The 12,934-nt window shown below is 71.0% G+C and carries 18 protein-coding genes; 11 read left to right on the plus strand and 7 right to left on the minus strand.

What is annotated here, in order from left to right:
* The first annotated feature begins 142 nt into the window (after positions 1-142).
* The gene (locus tag ABGB14_RS43190) at positions 143-721 is read left to right on the plus strand and encodes a copper chaperone PCu(A)C (RefSeq protein WP_347649689.1); all 579 of its coding nucleotides are present in this window, start codon (positions 143-145) and stop codon (positions 719-721) included.
* A gap of 51 nt (positions 722-772) precedes the next feature.
* On the opposite strand, the gene ABGB14_RS43195 is transcribed toward ABGB14_RS43190, so the two are convergent.
* A complete protein-coding gene (locus ABGB14_RS43195; protein ID WP_132516891.1) occupies positions 773-1,465 on the minus strand; it encodes a response regulator transcription factor in 693 nt (230 codons plus the stop codon).
* A complete protein-coding gene (locus tag ABGB14_RS43200) occupies positions 1,462-2,634 on the minus strand; it encodes an ATP-binding protein (RefSeq protein WP_347649784.1) in 1,173 nt (390 codons plus the stop codon). The genes ABGB14_RS43195 and ABGB14_RS43200 overlap by 4 nt, the downstream gene beginning before the upstream one ends.
* Positions 2,635-2,767: 133 nt before the next feature.
* On the opposite strand from ABGB14_RS43200, the gene phoU reads away from it, so the two are divergent.
* The gene (gene phoU / locus ABGB14_RS43205; protein WP_347649690.1) at positions 2,768-3,412 is read left to right on the plus strand and encodes a phosphate signaling complex protein PhoU; all 645 of its coding nucleotides are present in this window, start codon (positions 2,768-2,770) and stop codon (positions 3,410-3,412) included.
* A gap of 49 nt (positions 3,413-3,461) precedes the next feature.
* On the opposite strand, the gene ABGB14_RS43210 is transcribed toward phoU, so the two are convergent.
* The 3 genes from ABGB14_RS43210 to mshA are packed head-to-tail and all read right to left on the minus strand — an operon-like array spanning position 3,462 to position 5,984.
* Positions 3,462-4,205: a phosphoglyceromutase gene (locus tag ABGB14_RS43210; protein ID WP_347649691.1), complete on the minus strand. Its 744-nt coding sequence runs from the start codon at positions 4,203-4,205 to the stop codon at positions 3,462-3,464.
* Between the two features lie 10 nt (positions 4,206-4,215).
* Positions 4,216-4,707: a YbjN domain-containing protein gene (locus ABGB14_RS43215; protein WP_347649692.1), complete on the minus strand. Its 492-nt coding sequence runs from the start codon at positions 4,705-4,707 to the stop codon at positions 4,216-4,218.
* 38 nt (positions 4,708-4,745) lie between these two features.
* A complete protein-coding gene (gene mshA, locus ABGB14_RS43220; protein WP_347649785.1) occupies positions 4,746-5,984 on the minus strand; it encodes a D-inositol-3-phosphate glycosyltransferase in 1,239 nt (412 codons plus the stop codon).
* A 171-nt stretch (positions 5,985-6,155) separates the two neighbouring features.
* Between mshA and ABGB14_RS43225 the strand changes: the two genes are divergently transcribed.
* Both ABGB14_RS43225 and ABGB14_RS43230 read left to right on the plus strand, forming a co-directional pair.
* Positions 6,156-6,899 (plus strand): SDR family NAD(P)-dependent oxidoreductase, encoded by a 744-nt coding sequence (locus tag ABGB14_RS43225; RefSeq protein ID WP_347649693.1) that lies wholly within the window; start codon positions 6,156-6,158, stop codon positions 6,897-6,899.
* 24 nt (positions 6,900-6,923) lie between these two features.
* Positions 6,924-7,730 carry a class I SAM-dependent methyltransferase gene (locus ABGB14_RS43230; RefSeq protein WP_347649694.1) on the plus strand — a complete coding sequence of 269 codons (807 nt, stop codon included), beginning with the start codon at positions 6,924-6,926 and terminating at the stop codon, positions 7,728-7,730.
* Between the two features lie 4 nt (positions 7,731-7,734).
* Here ABGB14_RS43230 and ABGB14_RS43235 read toward each other — a convergent pair whose 3' ends face one another.
* Positions 7,735-8,238, minus strand: coding sequence for an O-acetyl-ADP-ribose deacetylase (locus ABGB14_RS43235; protein WP_347649695.1), 504 nt, complete (start codon positions 8,236-8,238; stop codon positions 7,735-7,737).
* A 71-nt stretch (positions 8,239-8,309) separates the two neighbouring features.
* Here ABGB14_RS43235 and ABGB14_RS43240 point away from each other — a divergent pair, with 71 nt between their 5' ends.
* From ABGB14_RS43240 to ABGB14_RS43265, 6 genes are all read left to right on the plus strand, one after another.
* Entirely contained in the window at positions 8,310-8,642 is a 333-nt protein-coding gene (locus ABGB14_RS43240) for a YnfA family protein (RefSeq protein ID WP_347649696.1), read from the plus strand.
* Positions 8,643-8,720: 78 nt separating this feature from the next.
* Positions 8,721-9,077, plus strand: a complete 357-nt coding sequence (locus ABGB14_RS43245) for a BlaI/MecI/CopY family transcriptional regulator (protein WP_347649697.1) — start codon at positions 8,721-8,723, stop codon at positions 9,075-9,077.
* Complete coding sequence (locus ABGB14_RS43250; RefSeq protein ID WP_347649698.1) at positions 9,074-9,979, plus strand: M56 family metallopeptidase; 906 nt, start codon at positions 9,074-9,076, stop codon at positions 9,977-9,979. The genes ABGB14_RS43245 and ABGB14_RS43250 overlap by 4 nt, the downstream gene beginning before the upstream one ends.
* Before the next feature lie 60 nt (positions 9,980-10,039).
* Positions 10,040-10,531 carry a helix-turn-helix transcriptional regulator gene (locus ABGB14_RS43255; protein WP_347616917.1) on the plus strand — a complete coding sequence of 164 codons (492 nt, stop codon included), beginning with the start codon at positions 10,040-10,042 and terminating at the stop codon, positions 10,529-10,531.
* Positions 10,532-10,534: 3 nt separating this feature from the next.
* Complete coding sequence (locus ABGB14_RS43260; protein ID WP_347649699.1) at positions 10,535-10,984, plus strand: hypothetical protein; 450 nt, start codon at positions 10,535-10,537, stop codon at positions 10,982-10,984.
* 122 nt (positions 10,985-11,106) lie between these two features.
* Positions 11,107-11,475 (plus strand): DUF2516 family protein, encoded by a 369-nt coding sequence (locus tag ABGB14_RS43265; RefSeq protein ID WP_347649700.1) that lies wholly within the window; start codon positions 11,107-11,109, stop codon positions 11,473-11,475.
* Here the strand turns inward: ABGB14_RS43265 and ABGB14_RS43270 are convergent, their stop codons facing one another.
* The gene (locus ABGB14_RS43270; RefSeq protein ID WP_347649701.1) at positions 11,476-12,156 is read right to left on the minus strand and encodes an SGNH/GDSL hydrolase family protein; all 681 of its coding nucleotides are present in this window, start codon (positions 12,154-12,156) and stop codon (positions 11,476-11,478) included.
* Between the two features lie 28 nt (positions 12,157-12,184).
* Here ABGB14_RS43270 and ABGB14_RS43275 point away from each other — a divergent pair, with 28 nt between their 5' ends.
* Positions 12,185-12,919, plus strand: a complete 735-nt coding sequence (locus ABGB14_RS43275) for an alanyl-tRNA editing protein (protein WP_347649702.1) — start codon at positions 12,185-12,187, stop codon at positions 12,917-12,919.
* Positions 12,920-12,934: the final 15 nt, after the last annotated feature.

Here is a 12,934-nt window from a genome sequence, read left to right on the forward strand (position 1 = left end):
TTTGCGGACATAGCGAATGACCTGCGGGGGTGCGGATATGACCATGCATTCAGGTCGATAAGGTGGGCGCGGCTCATGCGCATGCGCGAGACATGCGGGTGAGCCTCACACACGCATGCGCAAGACCAAGGAGAACCCGCCCGTGACCAGCAGTCGCTGGATTGTCGTAGCCGCCGCGTTCTTGGCAGCCCCCGTGCTCGCGGGCTGCGGGGCAGGATTCGACGCCACCACCAACCAGCCGTACGCCCCCAACGAGGCGCAAGTGTTGATCGAAAAGGGTGCATACGGCATGCGCGGCATTCACATCCCGCAGGCGTTCATCCTCGGCCCCGACCCCGGGGCGCAGCTCGCCTGGCGCGGCTCCGCCCCCGTCTACCTCAACATCCTCAACAAGTCGGACGCACCTGACACCCTGGAGAAGGTCTCCGCAGGGGGCATGGGCGAGGCCAAGGTCACGGCCCCGATCCAGCTTCCCGTCGGCCAACTCGTCAACACCGGCAAGCCCACCCCGCAGATCATGCTCGAGTCGATCCCCAAGAGCCTCAGAGGCGGCGAGAGCATCAAGCTGGACCTCCAGTTCGCCAAGGCCGGCGTCGTGTCCATGAACGTGCCTGTGGTCACGCGCAGCCGCGAGTTCCAGGACTACCCGCCGGCTCCCAACGCCACCCCCGCGCCCACGCCCACCCCGACGCCCTCCGCGACTGCGGAGGAGGGGCACTAGACACGCGAAAACCCCTGTTCCGGTACGCGAGACGTACCGGAACAGGGGTTTTCAGCTTTCGACGGCGTCGAACTTGTAGCCAAGGCCGCGCACGGTCAGGATGCAGCGCGGGTTGGACGGGTCGGATTCGATCTTGGCGCGCAGGCGCTTGACGTGGACGTCGAGGGTCTTGGTGTCGCCCACGTAGTCGGCGCCCCAGACCCGGTCGATGAGCTGGCCCCTGGTCAGGACGCGCCCCGCGTTGCGCAGCAGCACCTCCAGCAGCTCGAACTCCTTCAGCGGCAGCTGCACCTGCTCACCGCGCACGGCGACGACGTGGCGGTCGACGTCCATGCGTACGGGTCCGACGGCCAGCACGGCCGTCTCCAGCTCCTCGATGACGTCTCCCTGGCGGCGCAGGACCGCGCGGATGCGGGCCACGAGCTCGCGGGAGGAGAACGGCTTGGTGACGTAGTCGTCGGCGCCCAGTTCGAGGCCGACGACCTTGTCGATCTCGCTGTCCTTGGCGGTCAGCATGATCACCGGCACCTTGGAGCGCTGGCGGAGTGAGCGGCACACCTCCGTGCCGGGCAGGCCGGGCAGCATCAGGTCGAGCAGCACCAGGTCGGCGCCGTTGCGGTCGAAGGTGTCGAGCGCCTCGGGCCCGGTCGCCGCGACCGACACCTCGAAGCCCTCCTTGCGGAGCATGTAGGACAGGGCGTCGGAGAAGGACTCCTCGTCCTCCACGACGAGCACTCGAGTCATTTGGCGGCCTCCAGGGGAATCGAGGGTGGTACTGCCACCGCCGTGCCGCCGAAAGCGGGCAGGCGGAGCGTGAAGGTGGAGCCGGACCCTTCCTTGCTCCAGACGGTCACCTCGCCCGCGTGCGCGGCGGCGACGTGTTTGACGATGGCGAGGCCGAGGCCGGTGCCGCCGGTCGCGCGCGATCTGGCCGCGTCGACGCGGAAGAACCGCTCGAAGATGCGCTCCAGGGCCTCCTCCGGGATGCCGATGCCCTGGTCGCTCACGCTGATCTCGACGGAGTCGCCCGCGGGCCGCACGCTGACGACGACCCTCGTGTGCTCGGGACTGTAGCCGACGGCGTTGTCGATCAGGTTGCGCAGCGCGGTGACGAGCAGGTCGTCGTCGCCCCAGATGCGCAGGCCCGAGGTGCCGCCGGTGACGAGCGCGATGTCCTTGGCCGCGGCCCTGGTGTTGCAGTGGTCGACGGCGTCGTTGACGGCCTCGTCGATCGAGACCTGGCCGGGGGTGGGGATGGGTTCGGCGCCCTGGATCCGGCTGAGCGTGATCAGGTCCTGGACGAGGTAGTTGAGCCGGGCGGCCTCCAGCTGCATGCGCCCGGCGAAGCGGGTGACCGCCTCGGGGTCTTCGGCCGCGTCCTGGATGGTCTCGGCGAGCAGGCTCAGCGCTCCCACCGGGGTCTTCAGCTCGTGGCTGACGTTGGCGACGAAGTCGCGGCGCACGGCCTCCACCCTGCGCCGCTCCGTCTGGTCCTCGGCCAGCACCAGCACCTGGCCGTGGGAGCCGAGCGGCGCCACGCGGACGGCGAAGCTCGTGGTCTCCTGGCCGAACTTGTGCCCCGCGACGTCGATCTCGCTCTCGCGGATCTCGCCGTCGCGGCGGACCTGCCTGGCCAGCGCGAGCAGCTCGGCGGCCATCAGCCGCTCGCCCTTGACCAGCCCGAACGCCCGCGCCGCCGAGCTGGCGCGCAGCACGCGGTCGTGCGCGTCGAGCACCACGGCGGAGGACGGCAGGACGGCGAGCACGGAGGCCACCCCCTGCGGCAGCGCCGCACCCGTCTCCACGCCGTCGTTCGCGGCCGTGCGGCTCGGGGCCTCGATCTGGTTGCGGTAGAACAGGACCGCCAGGGCGCCCACGACGAACCCGGCCAGGGCCGCGAAGCTCATGGCCATCTCACTCATGTCTCCGATGGTAGGTCGCCTTTTCTGCAGGACAGACCCCCTCATCAGGGGATGAACATGCCTTTCCTGGAAAGTTCATCTGAGCGTTGGAGTTCGTTCATCGTCGGCCCCGTACGGTGACGGCATGCGCGACGCGTACCACGAAGAACTTGATTCGCTGACCGACAAGCTGGTCGAGATGACCAGGCTCGTCCGCTCGGCCATCTCCCGCGCCACCACGGCGCTGCTCGACGCCGACCTCGCACTCGCCGAGAGCGTGATCTCCCGCGACGAGGAAGTGAACGCGACGTTCGCCGACATCGAGGCGTCGATCTTCGAGCTGATGGCCAGGCAGCAGCCGGTCGCGATGGACCTGCGGATGGTCATCACGGCGCTGCGCATGGGCACCGACCTGGAGCGGATGGGCGACCTCGCCGTCCACGTCGCCAAGGTCGCCCGCCTGCGCCACCCCGACTCGGCGATCCCCGCGGAGACCCGCTCGACGATCGTGGAGATGGGGCAGATCGCGGAGAACCTCGTCACCAAGGCCGGCAGCTGCGTGGCGTCCAGGGACGTGGAGTCGGCGCTGGAGCTGGAGCAGGACGACGACGCGATGGACCGGCTGCACCGGCGGTTGTTCAGGAACATCCTGGCCAAGGACTGGCCGCACGGGGTCGAGCCGGCGATCGACATCACGCTGATCGGGCGCTATTACGAGCGCTACGCGGACCACGCCGTCCGTGTGGCCGGGGATGTCGTCTATCTCGTTACGGGGTCGCGCCCGGGTTAGCCGCCCCGGGCGGCGTCGCGGGAGCGCCGCCGCCCTCGGCCGGGAGAGGTCAGCGGCCCTGGTTGGCGACGGCTTCGATGGCCGCCTTGGCCGCCTCGGGGTCGAGGTAGCGGCCGCCCCGCACCGCCGGGTTGTAGTCGGCGTCGAGGTCGTAGACCAGCGGGATGCCCGTCGGGATGTTGAGGCCGGCGATCTCCTCGTCGCTGACGCCGTCGAGATGCTTGACCAGGGCCCGCAGGGAGTTGCCGTGGGCCGCCACCAGGACCGTGCGGCCGGCGGCGAGGTCGGGGACGATCTCGTCGTACCAGTAGGGGAGCATGCGCTCGACGACGTCCTTCAGGCACTCGGTGCGGGGCATGAGCTCCGAGGGGAGCAGGGCGTAGCGCGGGTCGCCGGCCTGGGAGAACTCGTCGTCGTCGGCGATCGGCGGCGGGGGCGTGTCGTAGGAGCGGCGCCAGAGCATGAACTGCTCCTCGCCGAACTCCTCCCTGGTCTGCGCCTTGTTCTTGCCCTGCAGGGCGCCGTAGTGGCGTTCGTTCAGCCGCCAGCTGCGCTTGACCGGGAGCCAGAGCAGGTCGGCCGCCCCCAGCGCCAGCTGGGCCGTCTGGATGGCCCTGGTCAGCAGGCTGGTGTGGACGACGTCCGGGCGGAGCCCGGCTTCCTGGAGGAGCTTGCCGCCCCGGCGTGCCTCGTCTTCGCCCTTGGCCGACAGGCTCACGTCCACCCAGCCGGTGAACAGGCCCTTCGCGTTCCAGTCGCTCTCGCCGTGCCGTAGCAGCACCAAAGTCGCCATACGCCCAATCCTAGGGGCGCTCCGACCTGGCCGGGTCGGCGAAGCGGGCGAAGGCCTGCAGGTTGGCCAGCGACTCGCCGCGCTTGGCCCGCCACTCCCACTCGCGCCGGATCGACGAGGCGAAGCCCAGCTCGAGCGCCCGGTCGAACCAGTCGTCCGCGTAGGTCAGCACGCAGCCCAGCAGCCGGTCGATCTCGTCCTCGTCGACGGCGGCCAGGGGGACGCGGCCGACGAGGTGGACGTCGCCGACGGGGTCGAGGGAGAAGTGCACGCCGTACATCGTGCCGTTCTTGCCGAGCAGCCAGCGGTAGAACTCGGCGTGGTTCTCGTCGGGCCCGCGGCAGAAGAACGCCTCGACGTGCAGGACCGTCTCCCCGACGATCAGCCAGGTCATGGTGGCGAGCTTGTGCTGCCCGGGCAGTCTGACCAGGAACGCCCCTGGTCGCGGCTCGTCGTAGGTGACGTCCGCGGCCTTGAGCGCGGCTTCGACGACATCGCGCATGCAGCCCAGCATAGGCGGGCCAGAACAATGTACGGGTGCTAGAGGTTCACGGCCACGGGCGTCTTGTGCAGATTCGCCACGGCGGCCGCGTACACCTCCATGAGCCGTGCCGCGGTGGCCTGCCAGCCGAAGGCGGCGGCGTGGGCGCGGGCGCCCCGCGAGAGCTCGTCGCGGCGGCGCGGCGCGGTGACGAAGCGGCGCAGCGCTCCCGCCCAGACGGCCGGGTCGTGGCCGTTCACGAGCACGCCGGAGACGTCGTGGCGCACGGCGGTACGCAGCCCTCCCACGGCGGCGGCGGCCACGGGGGTGCCGCAGGCCTGGGACTCCAGGGCGACGAGGCCGAACGACTCACTGTAGGAGGGCACCACCGTCACGGACGCGGCCCGGTACCAGTCGGCCAGCTCCTCCTGCGCGACCGGCGGCACCAGGCGTACGACGTCGGCGATGCCCAGCTCGGCCGCCAGCTCGGCGAGGACCGACGGACGGGCCAGGCCGTTGCCGGACGGGCCGCCCACGCAGGCGACCACCAGCCGGTCACGCAGCGACGGGTCGTCGATGAGCATCCTGGAGGCCGCGCGCAGCAGGACGTCGGGCGCCTTGAGCGGCTGGATCCTGCCGACGAACAGCAGCACGTGCGCGTCCTGCGGCAGCCCCAGCCGGCGGCGGGCGGCGCCCTGCGAGGCGGGGCGGAAGACGGCGAGGTTGACGCCGGGGTTCACGACGGCGACGCGCTGCTCGGCGGCGCCGTACAGGTCCATGAGCTCGCGCGCCTCGTCGGCGGTGTTGGCCACCAGGCGGTCGGCGATCTCCACGACCTGTTCCTCGCCCACCACCCTGGCCTGGGGTTCCGGCTTGTCGCCCTGGGCGAGCAGCAGGTTCTTGACCTTGGCCATGGTGTGCATGGTGTGCACGAGGGGCACGCCCCAGCGTTCCTTGGCCAGCCAGCCGACCTGGCCGGACAGCCAGTAGTGGGAGTGGATGACGTCGTAGCGGCCGGGGTCGTACATGGCCTCGGTGCGCAGGACCTCCGACAGGAACGCGCAGAGCTGGCCGGGCAGGTCGCTCCTGTCCATCTCCTCGTACGGGCCCGCGGTGAGGTGCCGGACGAGGACACCGGGGGCGAGCTCGGCCACGGGCGGCAGGTCGCGGGCGGTGGCGCGGGTGAAGATCTCCACCTCAACACCGGCCTGGGCCAGCCGTTTGGCGGATTCGACGATGTACACGTTCATCCCGCCGGCGTCGCCCGTGCCGGGCTGGTCCAGCGGCGACGTGTGCATGCTGATGGTCGCGACCCGGTGGACCCGTCGTCGCCTCACTCGACACCACCTCCGAACAAATGACAACCCACCAGATTTTTGCGACATTCCCGACACTTAGTCACAGTCGGGGTACAACTCCGGCAGACCTGCCCGCCGACGCGGACCAGCGGGACTGGCAGGATGAGGGGCATGCGCAGAACAGCCGTGGTGACGGGCGCCAGCAGCGGGATCGGGGAGGCGACCGCCCGCCGGCTCGCCGGCGAGGGCTACGACGTGGTGGCGGGCGCGAGGCGCCGCGACCGCCTGGACAAGCTGGCCGCCGAGGTCCCCTCGATCACGCCGGTGACGCTCGACGTGACCTCCCAGGAGTCGGTCGACGCGCTGGCGGGCGCGCTCGACCGCTGCGACGTGCTGGTCAACAACGCCGGCGGCGCGCTCGGCCTCGAACCGGTGTCCGGTGCCCGGCTGGACGACTGGCAGCGGATGTACGACACGAACGTGCTCGGTTCCCTGCGCATGACCCAGGCGCTGCTGCCCCGGCTGATCGAGTCGGGGGACGGCGTGCTGGTCATGCTCACCTCGACGGCGGGCCTGGTGTCGTACGAAGGCGGGGGCGGCTACTGCGCGGCCAAGCACGCGCAGACGTCGATGGTCGAGACGCTCCGCCTCGAACTGGTCGGGCAGCCGGTGCGGATCGTCGAGATCGCGCCGGGCATGGTGCGCAGCGAGGGGTTCGCGGTCACCAGGTTCCGCGGCGACGAGGCGGCCGCGGCCCGCGTGTACGAAGGCGTGCCCGACCCGCTGACCTCCGACGACGTGGCCGACGCGATCGCCTGGACCGTGACGCGCCCCGCCCACGTGAACGTCGACCGCATGGTCATCCGCCCCCGCGCCCAGGCGGCGCAGCACAGGATCCACCGCGTCGGTGGCTGAGGCCGTCCGCGCGGCGGCCGGCTGATGGGCAGGTCCCCCGCCCGCAGGCCGGTCGGGGCGATCACGAGGGGGACGACCGGGCACAACAGGCTGCGGCGCTCCGACCGCTGGGTCGCGGCCGTGCACGGCGGGCTGCTGCGGGCCGCGAGCCGGCCGCTGGTGGTCGACCTCGGTTACGGCGCCTCCCACACCACGACGCTGGAGCTGTTCAGGCGGTTACGACAGGTGGCGCCGCGGGTCGAGGTGGTGGGCGTCGAGATCGACCCGGCGCGGGTGGCGGTGGCGAAGCCGTACGAGCGGGAGGGCCTGACGTTCCGGCTGGGCGGCTTCGAGCTGCCCGTGTCGCGCCCGCCGACGCTGGTGCGGGCGTTCAACGTGCTCAGACAGTACGAAGAGGCCGAGGCCTGGCGCTACTGGGACGTGCTCCGCGACGGGCTGGGTCCGGGCGGCGTCCTGGTCGAGGGCACGTCGTCGGAGAACGGGCGGCGCGCGGTCTGGGCCGGGGTGTCCAGGGAAGGGCCGGGGACGATCACCTTCTCCGCCCGGTTCGACGCCTTCGAGCAGCCCTCCGACCTGGCCGACCGGCTGCCCAAGACCCTCATCCACCGCAACGTGCCGGGTGAGCGGATCCACGCGTTCCTGCGGGACTTCGACCACGCGTGGGCGGTGAGCGCCGCGTACGGGGCTCATGGGAGGCGGCAGCGGTGGCTGGCCGCCGTGCGCGTCCTGGCCGGGTCATGGCCGGTGCCCCTGCGGCCGCCGCTCGGCGGGCCCGCACGGTGGCGGCTCGGCGAGCTGACGTTGCCGTGGTCGGCGGTCGATCCCCGCTAGAGGTTCACAGCAGGGACGCGAACGCGGCGTAGGCCCTGTCGTCGAACAGCACGAACCGGACAGCCGCCACGGACGTCTCGGCCTCCCGCACGGCTTCCATGGCGATCCGCGCCGCGTCGTCGACGGGCCAGCCGTAGATGCCGGTGGAGATCGCCGGGAAGGCCACGGAGCGAGCCCCGAGCGAGTCGGCCACGCGCAGCGACTCGCGGTGGCAGGAGGCCAGCAGCCCGGACCGGTCCTGCGACCGGGAGTGGACCGGCCCGACCGTGTGGATCACCCACCGGGCGGGCAGCCGGCCCGCGGTCGTGGCGACCGCCTGCCCGGTCGGCAGGCCCTTTCCGTAGCGGGAGGCGCGCAGCCGCCTGCACTCGTCCAGGATCTCCGGCCCGCCGCGCCGGTGGATGGCGCCGTCGACGCCCCCGCCGCCCATGAGGGAGGAGTTGGCGGCGTTCACCACCGCGTCGGTCTCCTGCTCGGTGATGTCGCCGAGGACCAGCGTGATCTCCACCCTTCCGAGGGTGCCATGCGATGGGCGGCCGCCGCCAACCGCGGCCGCCGGGCTGGCTAACCTCGTGGGGCATGACCCTCGTCAAGTCCGTGCTGCTGTTCGTGCTGGCCGCGCTCGCCGAGATCGGCGGCGCGTGGCTGATCTGGCAGGGGGTGCGCGAGCAGCGCGGCGCCGTCTGGATCGGCGCCGGGATCGTCGCGCTCGGCCTGTACGGCTTCGTGGCCACGCTGCAGCCGAACGCGGACTTCGGGAGGGTCCTCGCCGCCTACGGCGGGGTGTTCGTGGCGGGCTCGCTGGGCTGGGGCATGGTGGTCGACGGGTTCAGGCCCGACCGCTGGGACGTCGCCGGCGTGCTGATCTGCCTGCTGGGCGTGGCGGTCATCATGTACGCCCCCCGCGGCTGACGTACCGTCGCCAGGAGGCAGGAGGATCGCGCGGCCCCGAATGCCAGCTCGACAGGTTGTAGAGCTAGTCTGAAGGGCGTGAAGGGTCTTGGCGAGCTTGAGCGCAGCATCATGGACATCCTCTGGGCGCAGAGCAGTGCGCTGACCGCCCGCGAGGTCGGCAGGCTCATCGCCGACCGCGATCTCGCCCCCACGACGGTGATGACGGTGCTCGACCGGCTCACCCGCAAGGGCTTCCTCGAGCGCGCCCGTGACGGCCGCGCGTGGAGATATCAGCCGGCGGAAAGCCGCGACGCGTACATCGCTGAGCTTATGCTGGAGGCATTGGACATGACGGGTGACCGATCGGCCGCCCTGACCCGTTTCGCCCAGGCTGTGTCGGGCACGGAGGCGGAGATCCTGCGCAGAGTCCTCACGGAGCTGGAGGAAGAGTGATCACGGCAGCGGTGCTGGCGGCGCTCGCCATGGCGTGCGCGGTCGGCTCCTGGCGTTTCACCACGGCCCGCTGGACCTCACGGGCTCCACGGCTGGCCGTCATCGTCTGGCAGTCGCTCGGCGTGGCGTGGGGGCTGGCGACGACCGGCGCCATGCTCGCCTACGCCGTCCAGCCCTACGGCACGGGGGTGCTGCAGGGGCTGATCGCGTTCGGGCGGGGCGAGACGCCGCCGCAGGCGTGGGACGCGCTGCACGTGCTCGCCCTGATCGCGGGCCTCACCGCGCTGAGCGTGCTGGTGGTGGTGCTCATCACGGCGGGCGTGCAGGCGCTGCGGGCCCGCCGGCGCCACCGCATGCTGCTGGCGCTGATCTCCCGCGACGACCCGGGTGTGCCCGGCGTGCGGGTGCTCGACCATCCGAGCGCCGCCGCCTACTGCGTGCCGGGGCTGCGTTCGCAGGTCGTGGTCAGCGAGGGCGCGCTCAAGCTGCTGTCGGAGGGCGAGCTGGCGGCCGTGCTGGCCCACGAGTCGGCGCACGTACGCGAGCGGCACGACCTGGTGCTGCTGCCGTTCGCCGCGCTGCGCAGGGCGCTGCCCTGGTCGAAGGTGGTGGCCGACGCGCAGTCGCAGGTGGAGCTGCTCATCGAGATGGCCGCCGACGACCGGGCCCGCCGCTACTGCTCGCCGCGCAGGCTGGCGACGGCGCTGCTGCGGTTCGGCACGGCGGGCGCCATGCCGACGCCCCAGGGCATGCTCGGCGTGCACGCCCAGCACGTCATGGCGAGGGTCGACCGCCTGATCAAGCCGGGTCCCGAGCTGGCCGCGCCGGCCCGCTACGGGTTCATCGCGCTCTCTGTGAGCTTGCTCACCGCCACGCCGTTCCTGTGGGTCATCCAGCTCTAGTGCTTGCTGGAGTTAATCACCGCGTTTGCAATTGCAAGCAGCGCGAGGCAGAATACCGGCATGGCACTACCCAAGGTCGGCTCGATCGGCGAGTACATCCGCGAGCAGCGGCAGCAGGCGAAGATCTCACTTCGCCAGCTGGCTGAGGCCGCAGGGGTCTCCAACCCCTATCTCAGCCAGATCGAGCGCGGGTTGCGCAAGCCGAGCGCGGAGATTCTCAACCAGATCGCCAAGGGTCTGCGCATCTCCTCGCAGGCGCTCTACGTGCAGGCGGGCCTCATCGAGGACCGCGAGCCGCCGAGCGATGTGATCACCGCGATCAGGGCCGACCCGCTTCTCACCGAACGGCAACGCCAAGTGCTGATCGATATCTACGAGTCGTTCCGCAAGGAGGCGCCCGCCGGGGACGAGCAGACCTCCCAGAATGCTCACCCCCGGCGCGACGCCGAAACGGACGACGATCCGCTGCCCGAGGAGTTTCTCGCCGCTCTTGAGCCCTACGCGGCGCCCTCCGGCAACGGCAACGTCACCCAGGAAACCAAGGAAGGTTAACCCATGACGCTCGCCACCGAGGTCAAGAAGCTGACCGAGTCCAAGCCGTTCTACGCTGTCGCGGGTGTCGGCGACTACGCCGTCGAGAAGCTGCGCGAGCTGCCCGAGCAGCTGCAGAAGCTGCAGTCGCGCCGCTCCGAGTTCACCCAGGACCTCCCGGTCAAGGCCCGCGCGTTCACCCAGGAGCTTCCCGTCAGGGCCCGCGAGGTCGCCGACAGGGCCGAGGGCCTGGCCAGAGAGCTGCCCGAGAAGGCCCGCGGCTACGCCGACCAGCTGACGCACAAGGCCACCGAGGTCTACGACGACTTCGCCACGCGTGGCCGCAAGGCCGTCAGCAAGGCGTCCGGCGAGGCCGCACTCGAGCTCGAAGAGGTGTCGGAGGCCGCCGAGCCGGCCGTCGCCGAGCCCGTCAAGCCGGCCAGGAAGACCCGCACCACCAAGGCCAAGGCCTGACCCAGCGAAAGGCCCGCCTCCATGGAGAGGCGGGCCTTTCCTCTTTCTGGGTGCCCGCGCGCCGGGGGCGCCTATTAGGCTGAAGCCGATTTCCTCGCGGCGTATAGGCGGAGCCAACGAATATGAATCTGATCAACGGTGTGTTCAACCTCCTCTTCCTGGTGCTCGCCGCCGTCATCTTCGGCATGTCGGTCTACGCGCTCGTGCACGCGCTGCGCGTCCCGACGAACGCGTTTCTCTCTGCGGGCAAACTGAAGAAGAACCTCTGGCTGCTGATCCTCGTGCTGGCGACGCTGTTCTCCGCGGGAGGCGCGTGGGGCTACTTCAACGCCTTCATGATCGTCGGTGACAGGCAGTTCCTCGGCATCGGCATCGGCATCTTCTCGATCGCGGCCGTGATCGCGGCCACCGTCTACATCGTCGACGTGAAGCCGGCCGTCAAGGGCATGGGCGGCGGGCGCGGCGGCAACGGCCCCTACGGCCCCTGGTAGTCAGGCCAGCTGGGCCGCCAGCCAGGCGGCGATGCGCTCGTGCCCGGCGGCCGTGGGATGCACACCGTCGGGCAGCACCGCCTCCGGCGGCCAGCGCGCGGCCATCGGGTCGAGGAAGGCCACATCCTCGCGCCTGGCCACCTCCGCCAGGGCGTCGCGCACGGCGTACGCCTTCGCGGGCGGGACGTCCAGCCAGATGGGGCCGACCATGACGATCCTGGTGTCAGGCCAGTGCCCGCGCACGGCGTCGAGCAGCCGCTCGGCGGCCCGCCCCACGCGCGCCGGCCCCCAGCGCCGGTCGTTGTGGCCGCCCGAGATGACCAGCACGTCAGGGGCCGGCCGCCACGACAGCTCCACCTCGAACGAACGCTGGAACGAGCGCCCCACCCGCCCCTTGCTGAGATAGCCCGTGCCGCCCGCGCCCGCGATGACCGGCTGCCAGCCCAGCAGGCGCGCGGTCTCCGCCGCGTACGTCTTCCATCGCGGCACCGGACCCGACCCCACGGTGAAGCTGTCACCCACGAACATCACGACCGGCGTGGCCGGCCGCACGACGGGCGTGGCGGGCACGAGCGGCGGGGTGGCCTCCGCGCCGGCGTTGCACCCGCTCAGGAACGCCGTGCCGAGGCCCGCCAGCGCGACGACCCGTACGGCTCGGGAACGATGCGTCAGGCCGCGCATGACCACCTCTGAGGGCTAGGCTGCCGATATGACCCACGACCTCCACGGGCGGACGCAACGACTCGAACTGTCAGACCAGGATCTTCGCGACTTCGAAGCCGTGGTGCTGGAGTCGTCGCCTGAGGGGATCGTGCTGAGCAGGTCGGCATTCTATCCGGGTGGCGGCGGCCAGCCGGCGGATCACGGCGTTCTGCTCTGGCAAGGGGTGGAGACCCGCATCGTCGGGGTGCGCAAGGGCGACGACCTCCACCTGATCCCGGCGGAGGGCGACCCCGTGCCGCCGGCCGGCACGGTGGTCAGGGCGGCGGTGGCCGACGAGCGCCGCTCTGCCCTCATGCGCACCCACTCGGGGCTGCACGTGTTGTGCGGGGTGGTGTTCCGTGACTACGGCTGCCTCGTCACCGGCGGCAACATGGACGAGCTGACCGCCCGGATGGACTTCAACCTGCCCGAGGTGCCTCCGGGGTTCAAGGAAGCCGTCGAGGACGCCTGCAACGCCGAGATCGTCGCCGACCGGCGCATCGACGTGCGCGTGCTGCCCCGCGCCGAGGCGTTCGCCATCCCCGACATCATCCGCACGGCCACCAACCTGGTGCCCGAGACCGTGCAGGACGTGCGGGTCGTCGACATCGTCGGCCTCGACACCCAGGCCGACGGCGGCACCCACGTGGCCTCCACCAAGCAGATCGGTCACATCAAGGTCGCCAAGATCGAGAGCAAGGGCCGCGGCTTCCGCCGCCTGCGCATCCAGATCTCCAGCTAGCCGATCTCCACTCAG

Origin of the sequence: Nonomuraea sp. B10E15 (genome assembly GCF_039871615.1) — a bacterium.
In the GTDB taxonomy this organism is placed as follows: domain Bacteria; phylum Actinomycetota; class Actinomycetes; order Streptosporangiales; family Streptosporangiaceae; genus Nonomuraea.